This window comes from Halobacteriovorax sp. JY17, assembly GCF_002753895.1.
In the GTDB taxonomy this organism is placed as follows: Bacteria; Bdellovibrionota; Bacteriovoracia; order Bacteriovoracales; family Bacteriovoracaceae; genus Halobacteriovorax.
Map to the genome: position 1 here is coordinate 229,775 of NZ_NJER01000001.1, position 22,538 is coordinate 252,312.

Annotated in this window: 21 protein-coding genes; 13 read left to right on the forward strand and 8 right to left on the reverse strand. The window is 36.2% G+C overall.

Going from position 1 to position 22,538, the window contains the following annotated elements:
• Positions 1-726: a hypothetical protein gene (locus tag CES88_RS01055; RefSeq protein WP_290729777.1), complete on the reverse strand. Its 726-nt coding sequence runs from the start codon at positions 724-726 to the stop codon at positions 1-3.
• Positions 727-728: 2 nt separating this feature from the next.
• On the reverse strand, positions 729-1,769 hold the full coding sequence (locus tag CES88_RS01060; protein ID WP_290729780.1) for a L,D-transpeptidase family protein: 1,041 nt from the start codon (positions 1,767-1,769) through the stop codon (positions 729-731).
• A gap of 177 nt (positions 1,770-1,946) precedes the next feature.
• On the opposite strand from CES88_RS01060, the gene CES88_RS01065 reads away from it, so the two are divergent.
• Genes CES88_RS01065 through CES88_RS01075 form a run of 3 tightly spaced genes read left to right on the forward strand, consistent with a single transcriptional unit; the run spans position 1,947 to position 6,562 of the window.
• Positions 1,947-4,469 (forward strand): hypothetical protein, encoded by a 2,523-nt coding sequence (locus tag CES88_RS01065; RefSeq protein ID WP_290729784.1) that lies wholly within the window; start codon positions 1,947-1,949, stop codon positions 4,467-4,469.
• A complete protein-coding gene (locus CES88_RS01070) occupies positions 4,466-5,482 on the forward strand; it encodes a GGDEF domain-containing protein (protein ID WP_290729786.1) in 1,017 nt (338 codons plus the stop codon). Before CES88_RS01065 ends, CES88_RS01070 begins: the two co-directional genes overlap by 4 nt.
• Positions 5,483-6,562 carry a hypothetical protein gene (locus CES88_RS01075; RefSeq protein WP_290729789.1) on the forward strand — a complete coding sequence of 360 codons (1,080 nt, stop codon included), beginning with the start codon at positions 5,483-5,485 and terminating at the stop codon, positions 6,560-6,562.
• 2 nt (positions 6,563-6,564) lie between these two features.
• On the opposite strand, the gene CES88_RS01080 is transcribed toward CES88_RS01075, so the two are convergent.
• Positions 6,565-8,736 (reverse strand): amino acid permease, encoded by a 2,172-nt coding sequence (locus tag CES88_RS01080; RefSeq protein ID WP_290729792.1) that lies wholly within the window; start codon positions 8,734-8,736, stop codon positions 6,565-6,567.
• A gap of 157 nt (positions 8,737-8,893) precedes the next feature.
• Between CES88_RS01080 and CES88_RS01085 the strand changes: the two genes are divergently transcribed.
• Together CES88_RS01085 and CES88_RS01090 are read left to right on the forward strand one after the other, a co-directional pair.
• Positions 8,894-10,030, forward strand: a complete 1,137-nt coding sequence (locus CES88_RS01085; RefSeq protein WP_290729794.1) for an ankyrin repeat domain-containing protein — start codon at positions 8,894-8,896, stop codon at positions 10,028-10,030.
• A gap of 13 nt (positions 10,031-10,043) precedes the next feature.
• Positions 10,044-10,415: a response regulator gene (locus CES88_RS01090; RefSeq protein WP_290729796.1), complete on the forward strand. Its 372-nt coding sequence runs from the start codon at positions 10,044-10,046 to the stop codon at positions 10,413-10,415.
• On the opposite strand, the gene CES88_RS01095 is transcribed toward CES88_RS01090, so the two are convergent.
• Genes CES88_RS01095 through CES88_RS01105 form a run of 3 tightly spaced genes read right to left on the reverse strand, consistent with a single transcriptional unit; the run spans position 10,412 to position 12,104 of the window.
• A complete protein-coding gene (locus CES88_RS01095; protein WP_290729799.1) occupies positions 10,412-11,113 on the reverse strand; it encodes a response regulator in 702 nt (233 codons plus the stop codon). The genes CES88_RS01090 and CES88_RS01095 overlap by 4 nt on opposite strands.
• Position 11,114: 1 nt before the next feature.
• A complete protein-coding gene (locus CES88_RS01100; RefSeq protein ID WP_290729802.1) occupies positions 11,115-11,795 on the reverse strand; it encodes a response regulator in 681 nt (226 codons plus the stop codon).
• Positions 11,796-12,104 (reverse strand): Hpt domain-containing protein, encoded by a 309-nt coding sequence (locus CES88_RS01105; protein WP_290729806.1) that lies wholly within the window; start codon positions 12,102-12,104, stop codon positions 11,796-11,798.
• Positions 12,105-12,288: 184 nt separating this feature from the next.
• Between CES88_RS01105 and CES88_RS01110 the strand changes: the two genes are divergently transcribed.
• Both CES88_RS01110 and CES88_RS01115 read left to right on the forward strand, forming a co-directional pair.
• Positions 12,289-13,755 carry a response regulator gene (locus CES88_RS01110; RefSeq protein ID WP_290729809.1) on the forward strand — a complete coding sequence of 489 codons (1,467 nt, stop codon included), beginning with the start codon at positions 12,289-12,291 and terminating at the stop codon, positions 13,753-13,755.
• Between the two features lie 3 nt (positions 13,756-13,758).
• Complete coding sequence (locus CES88_RS01115) at positions 13,759-14,130, forward strand: response regulator (protein ID WP_290729812.1); 372 nt, start codon at positions 13,759-13,761, stop codon at positions 14,128-14,130.
• 52 nt (positions 14,131-14,182) lie between these two features.
• Here the strand turns inward: CES88_RS01115 and CES88_RS01120 are convergent, their stop codons facing one another.
• Positions 14,183-14,701 carry a hypothetical protein gene (locus CES88_RS01120; protein WP_290729815.1) on the reverse strand — a complete coding sequence of 173 codons (519 nt, stop codon included), beginning with the start codon at positions 14,699-14,701 and terminating at the stop codon, positions 14,183-14,185.
• Between the two features lie 15 nt (positions 14,702-14,716).
• The gene (locus CES88_RS01125; RefSeq protein WP_290729818.1) at positions 14,717-16,453 is read right to left on the reverse strand and encodes an NAD+ synthase; all 1,737 of its coding nucleotides are present in this window, start codon (positions 16,451-16,453) and stop codon (positions 14,717-14,719) included.
• Positions 16,454-16,525: 72 nt separating this feature from the next.
• Between CES88_RS01125 and trmFO the strand changes: the two genes are divergently transcribed.
• The 6 genes from trmFO to CES88_RS01155 are packed head-to-tail and all read left to right on the forward strand — an operon-like array spanning position 16,526 to position 22,486.
• Positions 16,526-17,893, forward strand: coding sequence for a methylenetetrahydrofolate--tRNA-(uracil(54)-C(5))-methyltransferase (FADH(2)-oxidizing) TrmFO (trmFO, locus tag CES88_RS01130; RefSeq protein ID WP_290729821.1), 1,368 nt, complete (start codon positions 16,526-16,528; stop codon positions 17,891-17,893).
• A complete protein-coding gene (locus tag CES88_RS01135; protein WP_290729824.1) occupies positions 17,894-18,793 on the forward strand; it encodes an EamA family transporter in 900 nt (299 codons plus the stop codon).
• 19 nt (positions 18,794-18,812) lie between these two features.
• A complete protein-coding gene (locus CES88_RS01140; RefSeq protein WP_290729827.1) occupies positions 18,813-19,784 on the forward strand; it encodes an NAD-dependent epimerase/dehydratase family protein in 972 nt (323 codons plus the stop codon).
• A gap of 7 nt (positions 19,785-19,791) precedes the next feature.
• Positions 19,792-20,883, forward strand: a complete 1,092-nt coding sequence (locus tag CES88_RS01145) for a hypothetical protein (RefSeq protein ID WP_290729830.1) — start codon at positions 19,792-19,794, stop codon at positions 20,881-20,883.
• Between the two features lie 12 nt (positions 20,884-20,895).
• Positions 20,896-21,891, forward strand: a complete 996-nt coding sequence (locus tag CES88_RS01150) for an amino acid ABC transporter substrate-binding protein (RefSeq protein WP_290729833.1) — start codon at positions 20,896-20,898, stop codon at positions 21,889-21,891.
• A gap of 1 nt (position 21,892) precedes the next feature.
• Positions 21,893-22,486: an alpha-ketoglutarate-dependent dioxygenase AlkB gene (locus tag CES88_RS01155; RefSeq protein WP_290729836.1), complete on the forward strand. Its 594-nt coding sequence runs from the start codon at positions 21,893-21,895 to the stop codon at positions 22,484-22,486.
• Positions 22,487-22,538 lie beyond the last annotated feature (52 nt).

A 22,538-nucleotide genomic window follows, 5' to 3' on the forward strand; every position in this document is an offset into this window, starting at 1 on the left:
TTACTTCAAGTCTTTGGCGACGAGTTTCTTATAAAGTAAGTCACCAGTTCGAGAGAATATTAGAATTTTAAAGAGAACTTTATGTTCATCAAAACCTGTTAAGTCAAAATTTGCTGTAACATGGCGCAATCTTGAAAAAGCAAAAGACTCACCTTGATTATAAGAAATAAGCATATCTTCAGAAGCGATTTCTTTTATAGGGTAGAGAAGTATCTTACTTGTTGAGCTCATCAGAATGTGAATATAGCCCGAGAGCTTTACGCTATTCTTAGTTTGATTGATAATATTGAACTTAATACTGAGGCTATTTTCCTTTCTATCAAACTCTGTATCATCAACAGTAAGTGCTGGTGTTGTACTCAAGTCTTCTTGACCAGCAACAGGTTTAAACATTGCTAGAGAAGTAAATTTCACTCCTTCTGTTGGACCGCTTGATAACTTCTTTTCAAAATCTTTATTAAGAATGAGAAGTTGCTCAACTTGTTCATGGAGATCACTATTTGCAAGTTTTAAATCTCGAATAACTGCCGGTTCCTTTCTTCTTGCCATTTCTCTAATTTGCTTGAAGTAGACGCTTCCTCCAATAATTACAAGAATTGAAATAATCGTAATAATAGGAAGGACGTAGAGAGTGAATTTGAGGGCAAATCTATTTGTATTTAAAAAGACTGGTCCTTTCTTATCGTCATAGATTAGAAAGGACATTTTTGCAGGTTTATTGGACATAATTAATTACTTTCTCTTTTTACAAAGTCTGCTCCAAGAATTGTTGCAGGGTCATTATTCTTAAAGAATCTCATAGAAGGTTGGAAAGCAACTTTCTCTTCATCTTCTTTCTTTATACCGCTCTTTGTCCAAGTTTCATTTACAATCTTCCAGTTATAGAATTCATCTTGCTTAAGGTAGAGTGATTTACGACCAATATCACTAATTGTATTTGAGTTATAAATTTGTTTAAAGCTTATAACAGCATAATCTTTCGCTTTAAAAATAGAGACATGTTCAATTTGAATATCAGGCTTTCCTGGATTATTAAAGACTGCCGTCTTATAGGTTTTGAAGTCTTTATAACCACCTCTGAATTTATCAAAGAATTCTGTAGGGTGATAGCTATTGAAGTAGAGTTTCTTATCTTCTGTTTGCCATCCAGTTAACCATTGCTCGAGAGCATCATTAAGTGAAGTTCTTTGATTGAGCCATGCAGCCTTTTCTAAGTAATTTAAATTTTGAACAACTATCATCGGAGTTCTATTTAATTCAATAAACTTAGATAGCTCAATAAGATTTGAGTTTGTTGCAACAACGCAACCTCTTGAGTCTAGGCCCTTATCAATTCTTGTTTCATCATTTGTGGAGTGAAGCCAAATTCCTCCACCTGTTTTTCCATTTCTCTTATCAATAGGGTTTGGGTAGTTCATAACAAATGCACCGACCCCATAAATTTGACCTTGTTTTCCATGTCTATCTAGTAGGTCTTGGTGAGTTAGAAAGTCAGTGAACGAGTAAACTCCTTCAGGTGTTCTATGGTCACCTTGAAAGAGTTTGTCTCCGGCCTTCTTTCCAGTGGCCATAGGGTATTTATTGACGAGTGTAGGTTTTCCATTTTGACTTTTAAATAAATAAAGAGAGTGCGTTGATTTCTCTGCAATAATTACATGATGAGCAAAGTCATCATCGAGCATTAAAAGTTGAGCAGGATAGTATGAATTCTCCGCAAAACTTGTAAAACCGAAAAGTAAGAGAATAGCACTCAAGTTTATTTTAATCATAAATCACCTAGTAAGCCGTTGGTTTTTCTTATTTTTAGTAAGTTATACTATTTTAATCTAATTTTACCCTATTTTACAACAAAACAGGGACACGATTTCCTTTAGTTGGAGATTTTTTCTCCGATAAGTTATTATAATTATGAAAACAATGTTAATTGAAAGGATTTAACACTAGGCATGAAAATAATTTTTTATTCCACAGATAAGTCAGTAGAAAAGTTCTTCTCGTCCATAGAGGTCGATGACTCTTTCCTATGTGCTAGCCTCGATGAGCTAGAGACCCATTTATCTGATGAAAAGCAAAGTGTTATTTTTCTAGATTTTGATTGTGATGAATTAGAATGCTCTTCTCTAAGTAATGAGTTAGCGAGTATTGAAACAATCAATACCGTTTTAATTAGTAAAAAGATGAGTTTAAAAGAAATTTTAGAATTTCAAAATTCAGAAGATGCATGTGATGCGTATCTTGCTAAGCCTCTTGCTGTAGAGGTTTTAAATGGTGTTATTAATGATTTTGAAATTGCTCTGAGCTCTGCTAATGATAGTGGGGAGAGTGTTGATAGTGGCTCTTCTAATGTTGATCTAACTTTTGTTGGAGTAAAGAAAGACCTCTTAGAGCAACTTGATAATATAGAAGTTGAGGAAGAGGATTCAGAAGAAGACGAAGAAGAAATTGATTTTAAAGCAAGTACATTACAGGTGGCCTCAGAAGTTCGCGATGTTATTGATTCACATAAGTCTAATGGAACAAATTTTGATAATGTAGTGAATGATGAAATTCAAAGAAAGTTTGATGCTGTTTTTGAAAGAGTTAATCATTCTGATCTAGAGAGTGTAAAAGAAGAATTTAATATTACTCCTCAGGGATTTGATTCTGAGGAAGTAGAGACAATAAATGATGATGGAATAAGTTTTGATCTTGGGTCGGAAGACTCTACACAAGACGATGCCGCGAGAGAAGAACATAGTGAAGTGGCAGAGAGTGCCAAAGATCCTTTGGTAGAGGTTAAAATGTCGGATGATAAAGAAGAAGATGTAGGACTTGAGTTTAATATTCCTGATAGTGAAAGTCCAAGTGATGACTCTGTCAATTTAGCTGAAGATCAAAGTGACGATTTAAGTTTTTCGCAAGAGGAAGATGAGATAGAAGGTGGTCTTGAATTTAATCTTGGTAGTGATGAGGAAACGGCTACCGATATTACTGAGGGAGAAAACTCTGACGATCTTGATTTCTCTGAAGAGACAAGTGGTGGTCTTGATCTCAGCGTAAATGAAGAAGATTTTAGTGCAGCAGATAATTCGGTAGAAGAAGATACAGGTCTTAGTTTCGACGATGAAGACTCTAGTGACGATCTCTTAATAGGAGAGGGGGAAGACTCTTCTCGTAGCTCTAATATAGATGAAGAAGATGGACTCTCATTTGACGACGACGAAGATGAAGGACTTAATCTTAATGAGTCCTATGAAACAGAATCTGAAAATATAGAAGTATCAAGCAATGATGATTTAGACTTCAGCGCAAATGAAGAAGATTCTGGCGTAGATTTTAGTGATGTTGAAGCTACCGATCCGTCCTATGAAACAGGAATGGGGTCTGATACCTCAAGTGATATTGAATCAACAATAAGCTCCATTGTTGCCCCTTCTACTTCTGATGAGAATTCAACAGGTGAGTTTGATTTATCAAATATTGCTAACGATGTGATAGACGATGAAGAAGAGGAGATGCAGGAGTTTGATTATAAAACTTCTGGTTTCTCTACGAGTGCTTTAATTGAAGATGATGATTTTGGTGACATAGATGATAGCCTAGGCGATGATACCAATCCAACAATTGTTGCGAGTACTTCAACTCTCACTACTAGTGATTTCATGGCACAAAGTGGAGAAGACTTAAGCGATGATAGTTTTGATGAGGCAGAAGAGCTCTCATTTAGTGATGAAACTGGAACAAATGAGATTGAATCAAATTTAAGTCCTGATAATACTGGAGAAACTGTCGTTGCGGACATGTTAAAAAATGAAGTTGAAGAAGTTTCCTACGCAGAGACGAATACTCCAAAAGTAGAAAATATAGCAAGAAGTTACGACGAAGATGAAATGCTTCGACTTCAAGGGACGATTAGACAATTGAGAGAGGAGAGAGAGTCTCTAATGAATAGTATTAATTCTTTAACTAGTGAGAAGCAATTGCTCTCTCAGGATAATTTGGGATTAAAGGCCGAATTAGACGAAGTTAAAATTGAACTTGAGATTGTTAAAAAGAGAAGTCACGATGAAGTAAGTGAGATGAAATATCAAATGAATCTAAGTCATGAAAAGAAAGATGTTTATGAAATGAAGTATAAGAGTCTTTACAAGGAATTTGACCGCTTGAATCAGAAAGTGAGAATTGACTTTAATCAAGTTAAGCAAAGAGAGAAAGAGCTAGAAAGTAAGCTCGAACTAGTCGTTATGGATTCAGACTCTCAAGTCCAGACAAGAGATATGAAAATTCTTGAATTAAAGAGAAAGATTGATTCATTAGAGTTTAATATGGAGAATTCTTCAATTAGAGAGCAAAAACATAGAGAAGACAAATCAAAACTAGAGGAACGATTGGCCAAGATTATGAAGACCTTAAGAGGGTCTATACAGCTGATTGAAGATGACCTCGAAGTTTTAGAAACCGACAATACAACTGACTTGGATAAGAATTGAGCGAAGAAAATTTAAGTAAATATTATAAGAATTTGCTAGATTTCATCTTTGAATGTGATCAGCTTGATTCAATAAAACAAGTCTATGAATTATTAAATAGCTTTTGGATCGATGAATTTAATTCATCCTCTTTAAATGTCTTTAGTGTTTTTAAAAAGAATCCAAATGAAAGATCATGTCGTCAGATATGGAGACCTAAGAAGCTTGTAGACGCGTTAACTGAATCAGAGTTAAGACTCTTTAAAGAAACTATACGAAGCGAAGAAGGCATTCAAGGGACCTGGAAGAATATCTCGAAAGTATCAGAGAAGAACTTCTATATCATTTCTTGTGGAGAGTCTTATGAGCAAGAGTTCTTTGCAGGGTTTAAGTCGAAAGATGAGATACCTGATAAAGTCTTAGACTATCTCGTTACTTACCTCATTAACTCTTCTAATAAGTTTAAGAAATTTAGTGAAGCAGACAAACTTAAGTCTCTTGTACATGTAGATGATGTAACAGGACTATATAACCAAAGAAAATTCTTAAAAGACATAGATGATAGTATTGATAAATATAATGAGACAGGAGAAGTTTTCTCTGTGATTTTTATAGATATTGACCACTTTAAGAGTGTGAACGATGGACATGGGCACCTTGTTGGAACTCAGCTTCTTTCTGATATCGCAGGAGTTTTAAACAAAGTGGTGAGAGAAAGTGATCTTTCTTATCGCTATGGAGGTGATGAATTCGTCATCATCGTTCCAACGTGTGATGCTAAGAATGCAAAAGAAGTAGGAATAAGAATTTTAAATGGTATCTCTAAAGAAGAATTCTATGTCACAGAAGAGAAGGGAATGAATGGCGCTCATACCTTTAAACTTTCAGTCTCCGTTGGTGTTGCTACTTATCCTGAGGATGCAAAGACTAGAGTGGAGATCATTAGTTTCGCAGATAAAATGATGTACAAAGCAAAACAATCCGGAAGAGGCAAGGTTTGTTGTGCTGGAGAAATGTTTACTGAGGAAGAGTAAATGTTAATTTTATCTTTAAGCGATCTACATCTTGGTAAGGGCAAATTTCTAAAAAATGGTCAACTAAATATCTTAGAAGATTTCTTTGAAGATCAGAGATTCTATGAATTTTGTGAATTCTATTCATCTGATCAATTCTATTCAAAAGAAGTTCATCTAGTACTTAATGGAGATATTTTAAATCTTATTCAAATTGATTTTGAAGGGGTCTTCACGCATATTATTGATGAAAAAAGAGCGGACCTAGCTTTAAAAAAAATTATTAAGGGACATCCAATATTCTTTGATGCTCTGAAATTATTTCTTTCAACTCCTAACAAGAAAGTAAGTTATGTGATTGGTAACCACGATGCTTCAATGGATTTTGAACTACCTCAAATGCGTTTAAATATGCGTGTCGATGGTAATGTCCACTTCTGCCATGTACTTGAAGATCATGGAGTTCATATTGAGCATGGACACCGCTTTGAAGCAATAAACTCAGTTCCCCAGGATAGATATTACTCAACGGGTCCTAATGGGAAGAGAATCATTAATTTACCTTGGGGAAGTTTATTTTGTATTTCGGTACTGCCTCAGTTAAAGAAAGATAGACCTTACCTAGATAAAGTTAGACCGATGGGGGCCTATATCAAGTGGTGCTTGTTTCATGATCTAGGTTTTTTCTTAAAAATGTCTGTTATTGTTATTAAATACTTAATTGAAAGTAACTTTGATACTTATATTAAAGACAATAGAAACTTCAAAACCTCTCTTAAAATCTTAAAACAAATAACTATCTATCCACGCTATGAAAAGAAGGCGAAGAGTATTTTAAAGAGAAATATTACTTTGCATACAGTTGTCATGGGGCACACCCATTTACAGGAGTGGAGAAGGTTTCCGGAAGGAAAGTATTACTTTAACACAGGAACATGGAATCCAATTCCTTCAATAGATGCAGGACTCCACCAAGATTCAACATGTCTTTCTTATTGTATGTTAGATATACACAAAGAAACTTCAACTTTGCGAGAAGGGTCTCTGTGTATTTGGCAAGGGAAGTGGAGACCATTTACCTCTGAAATCTCCACAAATTGATTCTACTTACCCTCGTGAATGATTTGTGAACTCTGGACTGAGATTACTGAACAAGACGCTCCTGCAATAAGCCTATCATCATCTGTTCCGAAGAGGTCTTTTAGCCAAGAGTGATTGGAAGCTCCAAAAACAAAGAGATCGTACTCTGCTGTTAGTTGGATAATATCTTCAACCGCTTCATTAGAAGTTATAATACTCGATTTTGATTGCACTTTAGTACTCTGGCTTAGAAGGGATAATCTTTCTTCTGCAGATTTTAGTTCTTGAGGGGAAGTATCTTTTGGAAATACTTTCACTAGGTGTAGTGCCGCTTTATTCATTGCCGCAAAGTGATCAGCTGTATCAACGACTAATTCGTAATCACAATTATTATTAACAATCACTAAAACCTTTCGAATGTAGCGAACACCTGTATCTCTAAAGATTGCAAGATTACATTGCAAGTGATTTCGAAGCCAACCTACAGGATTGTGTACCGTAAAGTTTCCACGTTTCTTTCCTCCCCATTCTTTGAAGAGCCATTGGCAATGAAGCCTTTGACTAATTTCAAAAACACTTCTAGAAATGTCGTGGCTAGCAATAGGGTCAAAAGTAATAGGGATATTCTGCTCCACAGACATGGCGATAATTCTTCTTCTAAGTGACCTTAGATAAACTGTCTCTGTATTAAGGTCTTTTAGCTCAGTTTGCTCTGGAACTTCTGTAAAGTGAGCAACTTCGAGGTTCTCTCCTTCACTCATGGCGGCGGCCATTTCAATGAGAGTTTCAGGACTTCTTTCATTGCCAAAAAGGGAGACAACAACCTTTGCATCTTTTGTAAGATCTATACTTTCATAGAAGTTAGTTAGACTTGAACTATCTTCAACAAGGTCTGTTCTCTTTCCTCGAATTCCTACAACTCCACGTCTAGTTGTTCTCTTTCTTGAATAAGCGAGAAAGAGGACTACTCCAGGAATAGAAATGACTAGAACTGCGGTAACGATGATGAAGCCCATTCCAAAGAGAAGTCCTACACCACTAAGAATCCCTAGAATTTGAAGGAATGGATACATTGGGCTTTTAAATTGTGGCTTGTACCATTGAACTCTTGTTTCTCTAAGAACAATGACTGCTATATTTTCAAAAACATAAATGAGTAGCATAAAGCCAGAGGCGAGTTTGGCAATTTTTGTGACATCCATAAAGAGAATCGCCATGGCCACAATAATTGCAGATAGAAGTATACTCCAAACAGGAGTTAGGTATTTTTTGTGAAGCTGTCCAATGGCTCCTGGAAGTAGTCTGTCTCTTCCCATCGCAAAAGGAAATCTGGAAGAAGCGAGTATTCCAGCATTGGCCATTGAGATCATCGTGAGAATACCTATTACTGAGATAAAGATAGCAAAACCATTGCCACCAACGGTGAGTGCCATAGTGTAAAGAGGCTTATAATTTCCTATAAGTTCAGAGGCTGGCACACTCCCAACAAGCGTAAATGTTGTAACACAGTAAATGACTGTTACAAGAGCTAGGGAGAGTAATATTCCTCTTGGAAGGTTTTTCTCTGGTGATTTGATTTCCTCCGCAATGGCAGCAACCTTAGTGACTCCTGCATAGGAGACAAAGACGAGGGCGGTCGATGACATGAGTCCAGAAGCTCCACCAGTCATAAATGGAGTCATCATATTCATATTGAAAATAGGAATACTCACACCACTTAGCGCAATTAAAGATGTGATAGCGATAGCAACTACAACCATTAATGCACTACTGACTTTTCCAACTCCGAATATATTTAAAATAGTGATAAAGAGAAGTGAAATAATCGCTGTCGGAATTAGAGGAACATCTGCGAGAATAGTTAAGTAAGCTCCAAAACCCACAAGAGCAAAAGCCGCTTTTAAAAGTAGAGAAAGCCATAGACCTAGACCAGCAACTGTTCCAGCGAGTGGACCAAATGTTCTCTCGAGGTAGACATAGGTTCCTCCGGAAGTAGGCATGGCCGTGGCTAGTTCAGATTTAGACATGGAGGCTGGAAGTACGCAAAGTGAAGCAAGTAAGTAAGCAAGCCAAACTGATGGACCCGTCTGAGCGATGGCCAAGCTGGGTAAAACAAATATTCCACTTCCAAGCATCGCGCTAATACTTATCGCGACGACTGAAACTAGTCCTAACTTTCTTTCAAGTGCTTTCACAATACCTCTCTGATTTAGTCTAATATTCTGACATAAAAGAGTTTATAAGTCAGAAAATCATTTTGCGCGTCGCGGAGAAGTTGTGAGTGAATCTTTAGAAAAACTGAATTTTCAAAGAATCACTTACTAAATAAATAAAAATGCCGAAAATAGAGTTATGAAACATATTCTCATTGTTGATGATGATTTAGACATTCATGCTCTCTTTAAGATTCACTTTAAAGATTTAAATCTTAAGCTTCACTTTGCAACAAATGTTGAAGAAGCTCTTATTCATTTAGAACACGACGATATCGCTTTTATTTTTCTAGATATAATTATTGGAGATAATGAAACAAGTTATCGGATACTGAAAAATAGTGGAGATAGACCCGTTTTTCTCATGAGTTCTCATATTACTGATGTCTTTTGCCAAAGAATTGTAGAGAAGAATATTAATATTCTGGACTGCTTGGCAAAACCTTTTACGAAGAAAGAAATTGTAAATCTCTTATCGAGTTATAAAGGTTTTGAATATGGAGCGACAAAGTTTAATCCAAATGAAGAAATTCACCTGGTAAAAGGCCAAGGTGAGGATATAGGTGAGGAGTCCTTTCATATAGATGGATTTCTAGAAGAAGATAGTGGAAGTGAATTAGTTAGAGGGACGAAGGAAGATCTTACTGAGGCGGTTAATATTGTTTCTGGAGAAAACTCAGAAAGTAGTGATGAGCATATAACGATTATTTCTGGCGAGAATTCTCATATAAATAATAGAGAAATTTTAAAAATAAAACACTTAAACGAATTAGAAGAGTTAAAGTCACAAGGACCTCTAGCGAGAACCGATGAGGGATATACAAGACTAATGATTGCTGTCTTCTTGGAAGATTTAGAAGAAATCAAAGAAGCTCTTCGTGATGGAGAGAAGATTGATAATATGTGCCGAGGAGGTTACACGGCCCTTCACTTTGCAGTTATAAAAGATCAGCTTGAAATCGTAGAATACCTTCTAAGTAAAGGTGCTAAACTCACAGTGAAAGATAATGATGGCAGAGAGCCTTTATATTTTGCCATTTTTAGAGGCAATTTAGAAATGGCAAAAACTCTAATCGAGGCAGGAGCTCCGTTAAATCGAAGAGTTAACGGGAAAACTTATTTAATGATTGCAGTGTTTAAAAGGAATGAAGTATTATTTAAGTATCTGCTTTCAAAGGGAATACCTCTACTTATAAGAGATAGTAATGGTTTTAATGTTAACTACTATCTCAAGAAGTATAAGCTTGAGCACTACTTACTCCCAGAAAGTGCATAACTAGGAATTGCTAATGGAACTTAAATTTATCGTCATTGATGACTCTTCGGAAATGGTTGCTCTACTTAATAAGTATATAGAGAATTGTAACTTAGGACATGGTCATTCATTTGAGAATGAATTTGAGGCCATGGAATATGTTTCTGAAAATAAAGCAGATATTTTAATTATTGATGTGAATCTAAAGCATATTAATGGATTTAAGTTAGGAGATATGCTTCGAGTGATCTTAAAAATTGAAATTCCAATTATCTATATTTCTGCTAATAATCAATATGTAAAAGAGTTCTATGAAGCAGATCAAAGAAATACTTACTTTATGAATAAACCCTTTGATAAAGAAACATTTCAATCAGTCATTAAGAAGATGACTCATACTACTTAGATCTTATCTATTCCAAGAAGAACACGTCTAACATTTGCCATAAGTTCTAAGTCATCAAAATCAAATTTAACAGTAATAAGATAACTAATAGAATCTTCTTCTCTCACTGAGGACTCTATTGTTCCATAGACGAATTTCTCTGATGAAATACTTTGGAAGAGTTTTCCCGTCATTTTAATTTTATTTCCTTTAGAAATGAAATTAAATGATTTAAAAGTAACACCTTCTTCGTCTAGTGAGACAAGATTGAGGTCTAGTTCAATATATGAATCTCTAGATGTTGAAGGAACTGCGAAATAGGGAAGAGAAGACGATTCTTTATACATATCACCTAGAACAGCATTTATTTTACATTGTACTGTCGTTTTATCGAGAGGTTTTGTGATGTAATCGTCTGCTCCTAGGTCGAGACCTTTTTGGATGTCCACTTCTGCAAATCTTCTGGAGACAATAACGATTTTTATTTGATTTCCAAACTTCTTTCTAATTGCTCGTAGAATCTCATAGCCAGCGCCCTTTGATGTTTCTAGATTTAAGTCTACGATACAGAGATCGGGCGTGAATTTATTAAATTCTTCAAAGAACTCGGAAGCAGTCAGAGCTGTTCTCACAAAGTATTCCTCTGCCGATAAAATATCTTTTAGAAAGACATTTATATCTTTATCGTCATCAATGGTGAGAATCTTCTTTTTATCCAAATTAAACCCTTCTCTTTTGGCGCTTTCTTATTAATTGAAGTATTGACTCTGGGAGACCAATCATCTGCATGACGGTATCATAAATTCCAGGATTAATATCTCTCGATTTCTGATAGATTTTTATATGTCCTTTTTTTACATTCATTTCATTGAAGAAATTACTTTCAATTTCAATTTTCTCCTTAGTCATAAATTTTACTTTAGATCTTATGACAAAGGAGATTTCATTAAATTTAATTATTTCTCCTGGAACAAATACTTTTGCCTCTTTGTATTCATCCATCGCTGTAAGTTCTGGGAGGGCCTTTTCTTTAGAATACTTTCGTACTGTATTTATTAAGGTATTATTACTCAGTGGTTTTATTAAGTATCCCTGAACACCATATTTCTTTGAAAGAAGAATAGACTCTTTTGATTTTTCACTAGAGATCATATAAACCTTTAAGTGCTTAAGTATTTCTCTTTCTTTTAAAGCATCTAATAAGGCAAAGCCCGCTTCATTTTCTAGATTAATATCTAGAAAAACCATATGTGGTGCATACTCTAATACTTTAGAGAGAGCATCTTCGGTATTAGTGGCCTTAAGAACGACGGCTCCAATATTTGAAAGAATTTTCTCACAGAAAACTAGAATATCTAGATCATCATCGACTATGAGAATATACTTCTTGGTCTCTTTCAATTAATCCACCTTTATAAACTTTACCTCTACGTTATCGACGTAATCTATAAAATCAGTAATAAGTTTTCTTACCTTTTCCTCATTCTCTTCTCCGGCGCTAAGCTCAATTTCCTTGGCTATCTTTCCCAATTGATGGAAGCCATAGCCTCCTGAGCTACCACTGACTTTATGTCCAATTCGCTCAATCTCTTTGAACTCACGTTTCTCATAGAAGTTCTGTAGTTCTAAAACATCATTCTTTCTATTTTCGAGAAAGCCTGGAACTATATCTTCTAGGTCATCATCTATCTCTACTGTAAATGGCTCCACGAGCACCTCCTACGTCTTAAATTCTAATTATCTGAATTTAGATAAGCACCACTCTATTTTGCCATGACTTAGTGTTTCGAATAACAATTTTTCCTAAAGATTCCTTAACTAGTAAGTATTTTCAGCCTCTTATGTGGTAAAATTAATTTAGTTTAATCTAGGTTTACCGATAGAATAGGGTGCAATGAATATACTAATAATAAACCACAGAAATTTTTCAACGGAGCGTATCCAGGAGACCTTTTCCAGTAAAGGCTATAGTGTCTATACTTGCGCTGATCGTAAGGGTGTGGAAAACTTTGTCGAGACAAAGTGTCCGAGTTTGTTTCTTCTTCCTACTTGTGAAGAAGGTTTCAACATTGCAAGGTTTATTCGAAGCTCTAGAGTGATTGATTACAATTTATCGGCAACGCCAATTCTCTTTCTTGGTGAGAGTGATAGTATTTCTCAGCGAGTAGAATCTATTTCAAATGGTGGAAGTGATTTTGTTGAGAGAACTAATATTGCAAAAATTATTAAAATTTCTAGAAATCTCTTAGAGCCAGATCTTCTTTGGAAGGGGGCAAGAGTAGTAGTCGTCGAAGATGACAAGACCTCTGCGCGCATTGTCTCTTCCTATGTTGAAAATATGGGATCCTCTGTAAAATGGTTTGATTCAGGAGAGAAGTGTTTTGAGTTTTTAAAGAAAGATACTGCTGATTTGCTACTTGTTGATTATCTCATGCCCAAGATGAATGGTGCTGAACTCACTCAAAAAATTAGAAATGAATTAGGGCTAAAAGAATTGCCCATTATTTTCACCTCTTCAACACTTGAAAAGGAAGAGATCTTAGAGTTTTATAGAAGTGGAGGAAATGATTATATTTCTAAGCCATTTCTAAAAGAAGAACTCTATTCAAAGATGAAGCTGCAGCTAGAAAGCTCTCAGAATACAAAGTCACAAAATATTTACATAGAAGAATTGAAGAACCTAAGTAATCTAAAAGATCAATTCCTTGCAGTCTGTTCACACGATTTAAAGACCCCTCTTAATTCTATTATTGGATACTCAGACGTCTTAAAGTCTGATGTTGCTCTAAGTGAAGATGGGACTGAAATGGTTGAGATTATAAATAATGCCTCGAGAGACTTACTCACTTTAGTGAATGACTTACTCACTTGTAGTGAGGTTCATTTAAGCGGTGAAGTTGAGTCAGTAGAAATAGAGATTGTAAGAATCATAGAATATATACTAAAGCAGATAAAAGGGATCTCAAAGAAAGATCTTGAATATAAACTCACACTTGATGTGAAGAAGCCAATCATTCTTGGCAATGAGGCCATGCTCCGCCGGGTCTTTTCAAATATTTACTCTAATGCTCATAAGTTTACTCCAATTGGTGGTAAAGTTGAGACCAGAATATGGGAAGAAGGGGACTCCATAAAGTGTAGTATCTCAGATTCCGGAATAGGTATTGCTCCTGAGCATTTAGAGAAACTCTTCTCCAGGATGTCGGGAGTTGGAAGAATAGGATTAGAAGGACAAAAAAGTACAGGACTAGGATTAAGTATTGTGAAAGATATAGTTGAAAAACATGGTGGAAAAGTAGAAGTAGAAAGTCAGGAAAATAAGGGAACGACATTTACTTTAACATTTAATAAGGGAAGGTAGATTATGCGCATTTTACTCTTAGATGATAGTGTGGATAATTTAAATTTACTAAAACTCTATGCGAAAAAGTCCTCCGATGAATTCGTCATGGTGTCGGACTCTAGTGTCGCGCTAGATTATATAAGTAAAGAAAACTTTGATCTCTTCTTTCTCGATATTCAAATGCCTCAGAAAGACGGCTTTGAAGTGCTAGGCGAGGTTAGAGATTCAAATAATGGTAAGGAACTCTTTATATGTGCATTGACGGCACACACCTCTAAAGATGAGGTTGAAAAGATTAATAAATCCACTTTCAATGATTATCTTGAAAAGCCTATCCTCCGAGATGATTTCTTAAAGTATATCGAAGATTATTCGATTAAGGCCGCGGGCTAAAAAAAAGGAGAGGTAATAAACCTCTCCTTCTTATATCTAAACTAAATTTAAATTACTTTTTCTTAGCGGGTGCTTTACTAGACTGAGTCTTCTTTGCAACAGGCTTCTTCTTAGGTGCAGCTTTCTTTGTTGTTTTCTTCGCTACGGCCTTCTTCTTTACTGAAGTCGTCTTCTTAGCAGTTTTCTTCTTTGCAGCAGCTTTCTTCTTAGCAGGTGCTTTCTTCTTCTTTGTTGTCGTAGCTCCAGTTTTTGAAGACACAAACTTTTCAACTTGCTTTTGAAGTTTGGTAAGCTCTTTCATTTGTTCGTCTACGAAAGATTTCGCCTTTTTAACTTCTGATTGAACAGTTTTATCGACGACTTTTTCAATTCTCTTCTTTTCTTTTTCAAACTTAGAAAGAAGTAAGTTTACATCTTTTTCGACAAGGTTCTTTACGTCTTTTTCAGCTTTCTTTACAAAACTCTTAACTTGTTTTTGTACGTCTTTTAGCTCGTTGTTTTTTACAATTTCTTCAATATCCTTTCCGATATTCTTTAATTGCTTCATAAAATCTTGAACTTTAAAATCCATTTGTTACTCCTAAGGTTAATTCTTTTTACAAATTGGAATTCGGTATCCTGTTCCAAAGCTTTTAGCTTTTATTTTTATAATTGGACAGAATTGTTTTCTCTTATATTCACTTCGAGAATAAAGGTTGAAAACTTTACTTACTTCTTCGGAATCTAATCCCATTTCGATGAGATCTTTCGTTCCTAAGCGGTAGGAAAGTAGCCCCTCTAGAATTGTATCTAGCACATCATATTCCGGAAGTGAGTGAGAGTCTTCCTGATCTTCTCGCAGCTCAGCAGATGGAGGTCTGGAAATAATTCCTTCTGGGATAATATTGCCATATTTCTTATTAATATACTTAGATAATGCAAAGACTTCGGTTTTATATAAGTCTCCGAGTGGGCTAATTGCTCCTACGCTATCTCCGTAAAGAGTGGAGTACCCAACACTCAGCTCAGACTTATTAGAGGTGTTGAGCACCATGGAGTTTCTCTGATTTGATCTTGCGTAGAGAATTGCTCCACGAAGGCGACTTTGAATATTCTCATCACAAAGGCCTTCCATTGGATCTTTGAAGACGTCGTTATATTGGTTTCTAAGTGAGCTATGGGCAAATTTAATTGGGAAAGTTGAGAGCTTCACTCCAATCTTCTTACACATTTCAAATGAAAGGTCGTAGCTCATTGTTGCGGAGAAGAAGCCTGGCATAAAAATAGCTTCGAGGTTTTGATCTTCAAGAAGGGAGAGTTTCATGATGGCAAGGACGAGAGCGGAGTCTATTCCACCAGAAAGGGCCACATCAAATTTATTAAACCCGGACTTCTTAGCGTATTCTTGAATTCCAAAGCGAATAGATTGGAGAACTTCTTCACAGTCTTCATCTGATAATTCTGGAAGCCTGTAGTCTCCATTGTCATTCCTTATAATATTGGCCTTAAAGAGAGATTCCCAAGAGTTGACTTTGTCATTAAGGGCCTTTTCTAAGTCTCTTTCTCCATCAAAGTCCTCAAGAATATAGTTCAAGATATCTTGCTGATAGAACTTAGCTCTATGAGTGACCTTCGCTCCATTTACTACGAAACTTGATCCATCAAATAAGATTTCATCTTCCCCACCTACGCGGTTTGTGTAGATAAAAGGGCAGCCAAAGAGTTTAGAGATTTCCGAAGAGCGTATGAGTCTAGTCTTATCCTTTCCTAAGTAGAATGGAGAGGCCGAGAGGTTGATAACTCCATCAAGTTTGATTTTTGAATTTTCAACTTCTTCAAATAATTCTTTCACTGGATCGGTAGAGTGCATACTGCTCATCCACATATCTTCACAGATTAAGAGTCCAAACGATTTGTCTTCAAATTGATAAATACAATTCTCAGAACCAGCGCTGAAATACTTCTGTTCATCAAAAATATCGTAATTAGGAAGAAGCTTCTTTGTATAAATTGGCCTAAGCCCTTTTGGGCCAAACTCAAAAATGACATTCTTTATTTTAAAGGGAATTCCATCTTCATCCATTTCATAGTCTAGCCCTCCGATGAGAAGAGTTGGTGAAGAGCTGTCCTGCAGTGCGTTTACTTTCTTGAGTAGATCTTCATATCTCTCAATAAATGACCTTTGTAGACAGAGGTCTTGAAGTGGATAGCCAGTTAGGAAGAGCTCAGGAAAGACGTGAAGTTCAGAGGAATTCTTATTATTCTCAGTAATATTTTTTAGATATGTAAAAATGGCATCAAAATCACCAATTGTGTGGTGTGTTTGGTGGATGTTTATTTGCATGTACGTGTCCTAAAAGGTAAATTCTCGCTTTGTATTTATCCTATTTTAGACGAAAAAACAGCAGAGTGGAAAATGAAATTTGAAGGTAAGAAAGTTCTGGTAATTGGTGCAGGTCTGGCGGGAACAGATGCGGCGACTTTTCTGGCTAATAACGGTGTGAAAGTTGTCCTTGCTGAGTGTAAGACATTGGCCCTTAACCCTGCGCAAAAAATGAAGACTTTTGCAGAACTGGTATGTACTAATTCTCTTAAGAGCATGAACCCTGATTCAGGTCACGGACTTTTAAAGTATGAAATGAATGCAATGGGTTCTTATATATTGTCTAAGGGAATGGAATATGCGGTTCCAGCTGGTGACGCTCTAGCTGTGAATAGAGAAGATTTTTCAAAAGCAATAACTGAGGGACTCAAGTCTCACGAAAATATTGAAGTCATTGAAGTAGAGGCCGAGAATCCGCTTGAACTTCAAGAGAAGCTTGAATGTTCTTATACAATTGTTGCCACTGGGCCTCTTACAACAGAGAAACTTGAAAAGTGGTTAACAAGTGACTTAACGGAAGATGATTTCTACTTCTACGATGCAATTGCACCAGTCGTTGATGCGGATTCACTAGATTATTCAAAACTCTATTATAAAGATCGTCATAAAGAACTTAGCGAAGAAGAGGGGGAGTCTGCAGATTATTTGAACGCTCCTATGACTAAAGAAGAGTATGAAGACTTTATTGCAGAACTTGTTGAGGCCGAGAAAGTGCCGGCCCAGAAGTTTGAAGATTATAAATTCTTTGAGAGCTGCTTACCTGTAGATATTATGGCCGAGCGTGGTGTAGATACAGCGAGATTTTCTTGTATGAAACCAATTGGTCTTGAAAAAGAAGATGGAACACTCCCATACGCATGTGTTCAACTTAGAAAAGAGAACTTACTTGGAAGTGCTTTCAATCTTGTTGGTTTTCAGACGAGGCTTACTTATAAAGAACAGATTCGTGTTTTTAGAAAAATTCCAGGTTTCGCTGAAGCGAGTTTCATTCACTTAGGTTCTGTTCATAGAAATAGTTTCCTAAATTCAAAGAAGCTTTTAAATTTTGACTTAAGTTCAAAGAAGTACGAGTCAATTCACTTTGCTGGACAAATTACTGGAGTTGAAGGCTATACAGAAAGCGCTTCGATGGGTCTCTATGTTGCCTGGCAAGTTCTAAGAAAGCTTGAAGGTAAGCCAGCCGTTGCATGGCCTGTTGATACAGGGATTGGGGCCCTCGTTAATTATATTATGACTGTTCATAAGCCAAGTCCTTCAAATATTAACTTTGGACTTCTTCCAACAGTCGCTCTTAATAAAGAAGAGAGAAAGAATAGAAAGCTTAGAAAGAAAATAAAGAAAGCAAAAGCTTCCGCTCGCGCTAGAGAGTCTTTTGATCAATTTATGGATGAGAATAAGTAGATGCAGGGTATTTTCTATATATTAATTGCTTGTACGCTATGGGCGATAGACACGCTGATTCGTTACCCTCTCTTGGGAGAGGGAGTCTCAGCCAGTAGAATTGTTTTCACAGAACATCTTATTCTCACTCTTTTCTTCATTCCTCTCTTTGTAAAAAAGATAAAAGTATTTTGGCAAGCGCGTGTTGCCTATGTGTTCTATTTTCTTATTATTGGTGGTCTAGGCTCAGCTATTGGAACTCTTGCATTTACGAGAGCGTTCTCACTAATTAATCCTTCACTCGTTATTCTCTTGCAAAAATTTCAACCAATTATTGCCATTACTTTGGCCTCTATTGTTCTTAAAGAGAAGATGAGAAAGGATTTTATTCTCTGGGCAATTGTTTGCCTCATTGGTGGAGGACTTATTTCATACAACGATATTGCTTGGGGTTTAAAAGAAGTTAATTTTGATAGAAGTCTTCTCGATCAAAAATTTCTCATTGGTTACGGACTGACATTCTTAGCGGTTTTTAGTTGGGGCTGCTCGACTGTATTTGGAAAGAAGCTCTCGAGCTGTGGATTCAAAGAGCAAGAAATTATGGCCGGAAGATTCTTCATGGGACTTATTTGTCTAATTCCCATTCTCCTTACAGGAGAGATTCATATGGATTCAAATCCTCTTACTTGGGGTAAGATCCTTGCAATGGTCGTGATTTCAGGACTTCTTGGAATGTATTTCTACTATAAAGGTCTAAAACTTGTTTCCGCAAGAGTGGGAGCGCTGGCAGAGATGTTCTTCCCATTTTGTGCAGTGATAGTTAATTGGATTTTCTTAAATCAGGCACTCACTTTTCAACAGATTCTAGGTGGGGTATTATTACTTATCGGGTCAACTGTGATACAGTTACGCCATTATTGAATAAATTCGGAGATATAGAATGAGTACAAAGGTACAACTACCAACAACTCTTAAAGGAAAAACAATTCTTGTTGCAGGCGCTGCGGGATTTGTTCCATCAACTCTTTGCGAGTTCTACCTAAACCTTGATGCCAAAGTGATAGGGCTTGATAATTTCATTACGGGTAGTAAATCAAATATTGAAATCTTAGAGAAATATGAAAACTTCACATTTCATGAATGTAATATTTATGAATCTCTTCCTGACTTCTCGGGAATAGATATTGATTACGTCTTCTCACTAGCTTCTCCCGCGTCTCCAATTGACTTTGGATTAATTCCAATGGAAATCATGAGAGTCAATAGTGAAGGAACACTAGCTCTGCTAGAACTTTCCCTTGAGAAGAAAGCTAGATTTCTAGAGGCCTCTACAAGTGAAGTTTACGGTGATCCAGAAATTCACCCACAAACTGAAGACTATGTAGGTCACGTTAACACCCTTGGACCTAGAGGTTGCTATGATGAATCTAAGAGATTCGCTGAGGCAATGACTATGAGCTTTCACAGAAAGTACGGGCTAGATACTCGTATCATACGTATCTTTAATACGTATGGACCAAGAATGAGAGCAAATGATGGAAGGGTAATTCCAAATTTTATCAATCAGGCCATGAAGAACGAAGATATTACTGTCTACGGTGATGGTAGCCAGACAAGATCATTTTGCTTTGTTACTGACCTAGTCGATGCCATTCATAATGTTATGTTCTCAGATGATCCTACACCATTTAATTGTGGAAATCCTGATGAGTACACTATCTTAGAGACTGCAAAATTTATAATAGAGGCCCTTGGAAGTAAGTCTAAAATTGTTTTCTTAGATCTTCCAAAAGATGATCCTAAGAGAAGACGTCCAGATTTAACAAAACTTCAAAGCGTAAGTGACTATAGTCCAAAAATTAGCTTTGAAGAGGGAATTAGAAGAACGACAGAATTCTTCAAAACATTATAGGTGTGATTTGAAGATAGCCCTTAGTTGTGACGATTTACTAGTTAGAGATCATTATACTGAAATTGTAGAAACTCTTGGACTCGTCTACGAAGACTCTGAAATCTACACACTCGTGCATAAAGAAAAAGCAATGCTTGGAACAGTTGAGCTTAGAAAGATTCGCTCAACCTATCTCTCTCATAAAATTAAAGACCGAGAACATCTCGCTCGAAATTCATATCTTATTCCAAATGCAGCAAGTAACCTCTTTATTCCTTGTTCAGTAGATCTCATCATCAATATTTCAAATGGTATGTCTCAAGGAATTAGAAAGTGTGAAAACACAAAGCTTATAACTTACTTCTATGATCACTATTATCTAAATAGAAAGAAGAAAGTTCTTAGAGAGAAACTCTTTAAATCGTATATAGCAAAGTGGTCTAAAGCGGCACTTTGTATGAGCGATGAGATCTGGGTTCCAAATAATAGTGTGAAAGACTTTGTAGAAAGTTTCTACGAGGGGCCTGTTCGTGTTATTGCTCCTCCTTTTAATATTGCGGATTATCCTTTGACTCCAAAAGAGGGAAAGGAATTTAATTACTTTGCTATAAACGCACAGGGCATGAATGAAGAATGTGCGGAGAAGCTAGCTGAGTTTTTAATTCAATATGATTTTAAATTTATTTTCTTCGGAGAAGATTCACACTTAGATAATATGAAGTATGGATCGGGAGATCCTCGTTTCTTAGGTGTTAAGTGCTCTGGAGAAATTGCTCCTGTTCTTGGGAATGCTAGGGCCATAATTGACGTAAGTGAAAATGCCTTTCCAGAAGAAGCTCTAAAAGGATTATCTAGTGGGAGACCTGCGATCTTGAAAGAGAGTGAACACTATAAGAGTTACCTCGGAGATTATGGAATTCTATGGACTGATGGTAGTGCAGAGAGCTTAATCAACTCAGTTAAAGATATGAATAACCTCTTTCATACTTATGAGCGTAAGAAGCTCTATAATATTGCTACAGGGTTTCACGATATAAAATTTAAATCTGAAGTGAAGCGAAGAGTAGATCATTTAATGGGAAATACACATATTCATAATGGTAGTGATTGCTGCCAATAGAAAAGGTTCAGCATGAAAACTTTAATACTCTTTTTCTTAATCTCTTTAACTACTCGAGCAAACACAATAGAGTCAATTAAAGAGAGAGGATTTCTAAACTGTGGAGTAAGTGAGGGACTTACTGGTTTCTCCACTCCTAATGCTAAGGGAGAGTGGAGTGGTTTTGACGTTGATATTTGTAAAGCGGTCGCTGTTTCTCTTTTTAATGATGCTTCAAAAGTTAAATACCTCCCAACTTCATTAAAGAATAGGTTCTCTCATCTTGAAGAAGGGAAGATCGATCTATTAAGTCGCAACACTTCTAGAACATTTTCAAGAGAGATTACAAATAATATTGAATTTGCTCCAGTCATTTACTTTGATGTTCAAGGAGTCTTAGTTGAAAAGAAGGGCGGAGTATCTAAGTTAGCAGACTTAGACAATAAGAAGATATGCGTAAAGAATAATACGACAAGCCAAGAGAATATTATTGATTACTTTAAATTACACAATCTTCGTCTTAGAGAAGTTCGCTTTGACAATAACGACCAACTCTTCTTGGCGTTTCAAAAGAAGAGATGTGTCGCTGTAACTTCAGATATAACGACTCTCACTTCTGAGAGTCAGAAATTTCATTCCCCAAATTCCTATCGATTACTCAAAGAGAGAATTGAAAAGGAGCCTCTTGCTCCAGCTATCATTGCAGGAGATAAGCTCTGGAAGAATTTAGTCACATGGACTATTTACTCTCTAATTTGGGCCGAAGAGTTAGGGATCAATTCAACAAATATAGAATTGATGAAGAAAAGTCGTGACCCTAGAGTTGTAAGGTTTTTTGGTAAGTCTTTTAACTTTGAAAAAGCCCTTGGAGTCTCTAGTGGTTGGACAGGGGAAGTGATTTCTAAGGTTGGAAATTACCATGAGATTTTTCATCGAAACTTAGGTGAGAATAGCACCTTAAAAATTAAGAGAGGATTGAACGAGCTTTGGTCTAAAGGCGGCCTTCTCTATTCTCCTCCTATGAAGTAATATGACCCAGTTCTCTTTAAATTTTGGTAGAGAAGAAATTTCTTTTAATAATGGGGAAGTTCTCTACTACCCAAATTTCTTTTCTGAAAATTACTTTTCTGATTTAAGAAAAGAACTTCACTGGCATAGTGACAAGATAAAAATATTTGGAAAAATTCATCCTATTCCAAGACTGCATTGCTGGTATGGTGATCCTGGAATTACTTATGAGTATTCTGGGATTCATATTCCTCATAATCATTGGAATCCACTCTTACTTAAGATACGAGAACTCATTCAAGATAACTTTTCTTATTCATTCAACGGAATGCTTGGAAATCTCTACCGAGGTGGTTCGGATTATGTGTCTTGGCATAGTGATGATGAAGAGTCTCTTGGGGAGGCGCCAGTTATTGCTTGCGGCAGTTTTGGTGAGGAGAGAGTATTTCTTCTTAGAAATAAGTTAACTAAAGAAACCATTCAAATAAAACTTGAAGATCGTAGTCTATTACTTATGCTTCCTCCGACGCAAGAGCTCTGGGAGCATCAAATAAGTAAGACTAAGTTATCAAAAGAAGAAAGGATTAGTTTAACATTTCGTTTTGTTCACCAATAATTCTTGATTACGGTAGACAAGTCTTATACATTACTTAGATATTATTTTGGAG

Bases quoted from the DNA above. Each gene is read 5' to 3' on its own strand.
- CES88_RS01055 (WP_290729777.1), bottom strand. From the start codon at position 726: ATGTCCAATAAACCTGCAAAAATGTCCTTTCTAATCTATGACGATAAG.
- CES88_RS01060 (WP_290729780.1), bottom strand. From the start codon at position 1,769: ATGATTAAAATAAACTTGAGTGCTATTCTCTTACTTTTCGGTTTTACA.
- CES88_RS01065 (WP_290729784.1), top strand. From the start codon at position 1,947: ATGAAAATAATTTTTTATTCCACAGATAAGTCAGTAGAAAAGTTCTTC.
- CES88_RS01075 (WP_290729789.1), top strand. From the start codon at position 5,483: ATGTTAATTTTATCTTTAAGCGATCTACATCTTGGTAAGGGCAAATTT.
- CES88_RS01085 (WP_290729794.1), top strand. From the start codon at position 8,894: ATGAAACATATTCTCATTGTTGATGATGATTTAGACATTCATGCTCTC.
- CES88_RS01090 (WP_290729796.1), top strand. From the start codon at position 10,044: ATGGAACTTAAATTTATCGTCATTGATGACTCTTCGGAAATGGTTGCT.
- CES88_RS01110 (WP_290729809.1), top strand. From the start codon at position 12,289: ATGAATATACTAATAATAAACCACAGAAATTTTTCAACGGAGCGTATC.
- CES88_RS01115 (WP_290729812.1), top strand. From the start codon at position 13,759: ATGCGCATTTTACTCTTAGATGATAGTGTGGATAATTTAAATTTACTA.
- CES88_RS01120 (WP_290729815.1), bottom strand. From the start codon at position 14,701: ATGGATTTTAAAGTTCAAGATTTTATGAAGCAATTAAAGAATATCGGA.
- CES88_RS01125 (WP_290729818.1), bottom strand. From the start codon at position 16,453: ATGCAAATAAACATCCACCAAACACACCACACAATTGGTGATTTTGAT.
- trmFO (WP_290729821.1), top strand. From the start codon at position 16,526: ATGAAATTTGAAGGTAAGAAAGTTCTGGTAATTGGTGCAGGTCTGGCG.
- CES88_RS01135 (WP_290729824.1), top strand. From the start codon at position 17,894: ATGCAGGGTATTTTCTATATATTAATTGCTTGTACGCTATGGGCGATA.
- CES88_RS01140 (WP_290729827.1), top strand. From the start codon at position 18,813: ATGAGTACAAAGGTACAACTACCAACAACTCTTAAAGGAAAAACAATT.
- CES88_RS01150 (WP_290729833.1), top strand. From the start codon at position 20,896: ATGAAAACTTTAATACTCTTTTTCTTAATCTCTTTAACTACTCGAGCA.
- CES88_RS01155 (WP_290729836.1), top strand. From the start codon at position 21,893: ATGACCCAGTTCTCTTTAAATTTTGGTAGAGAAGAAATTTCTTTTAAT.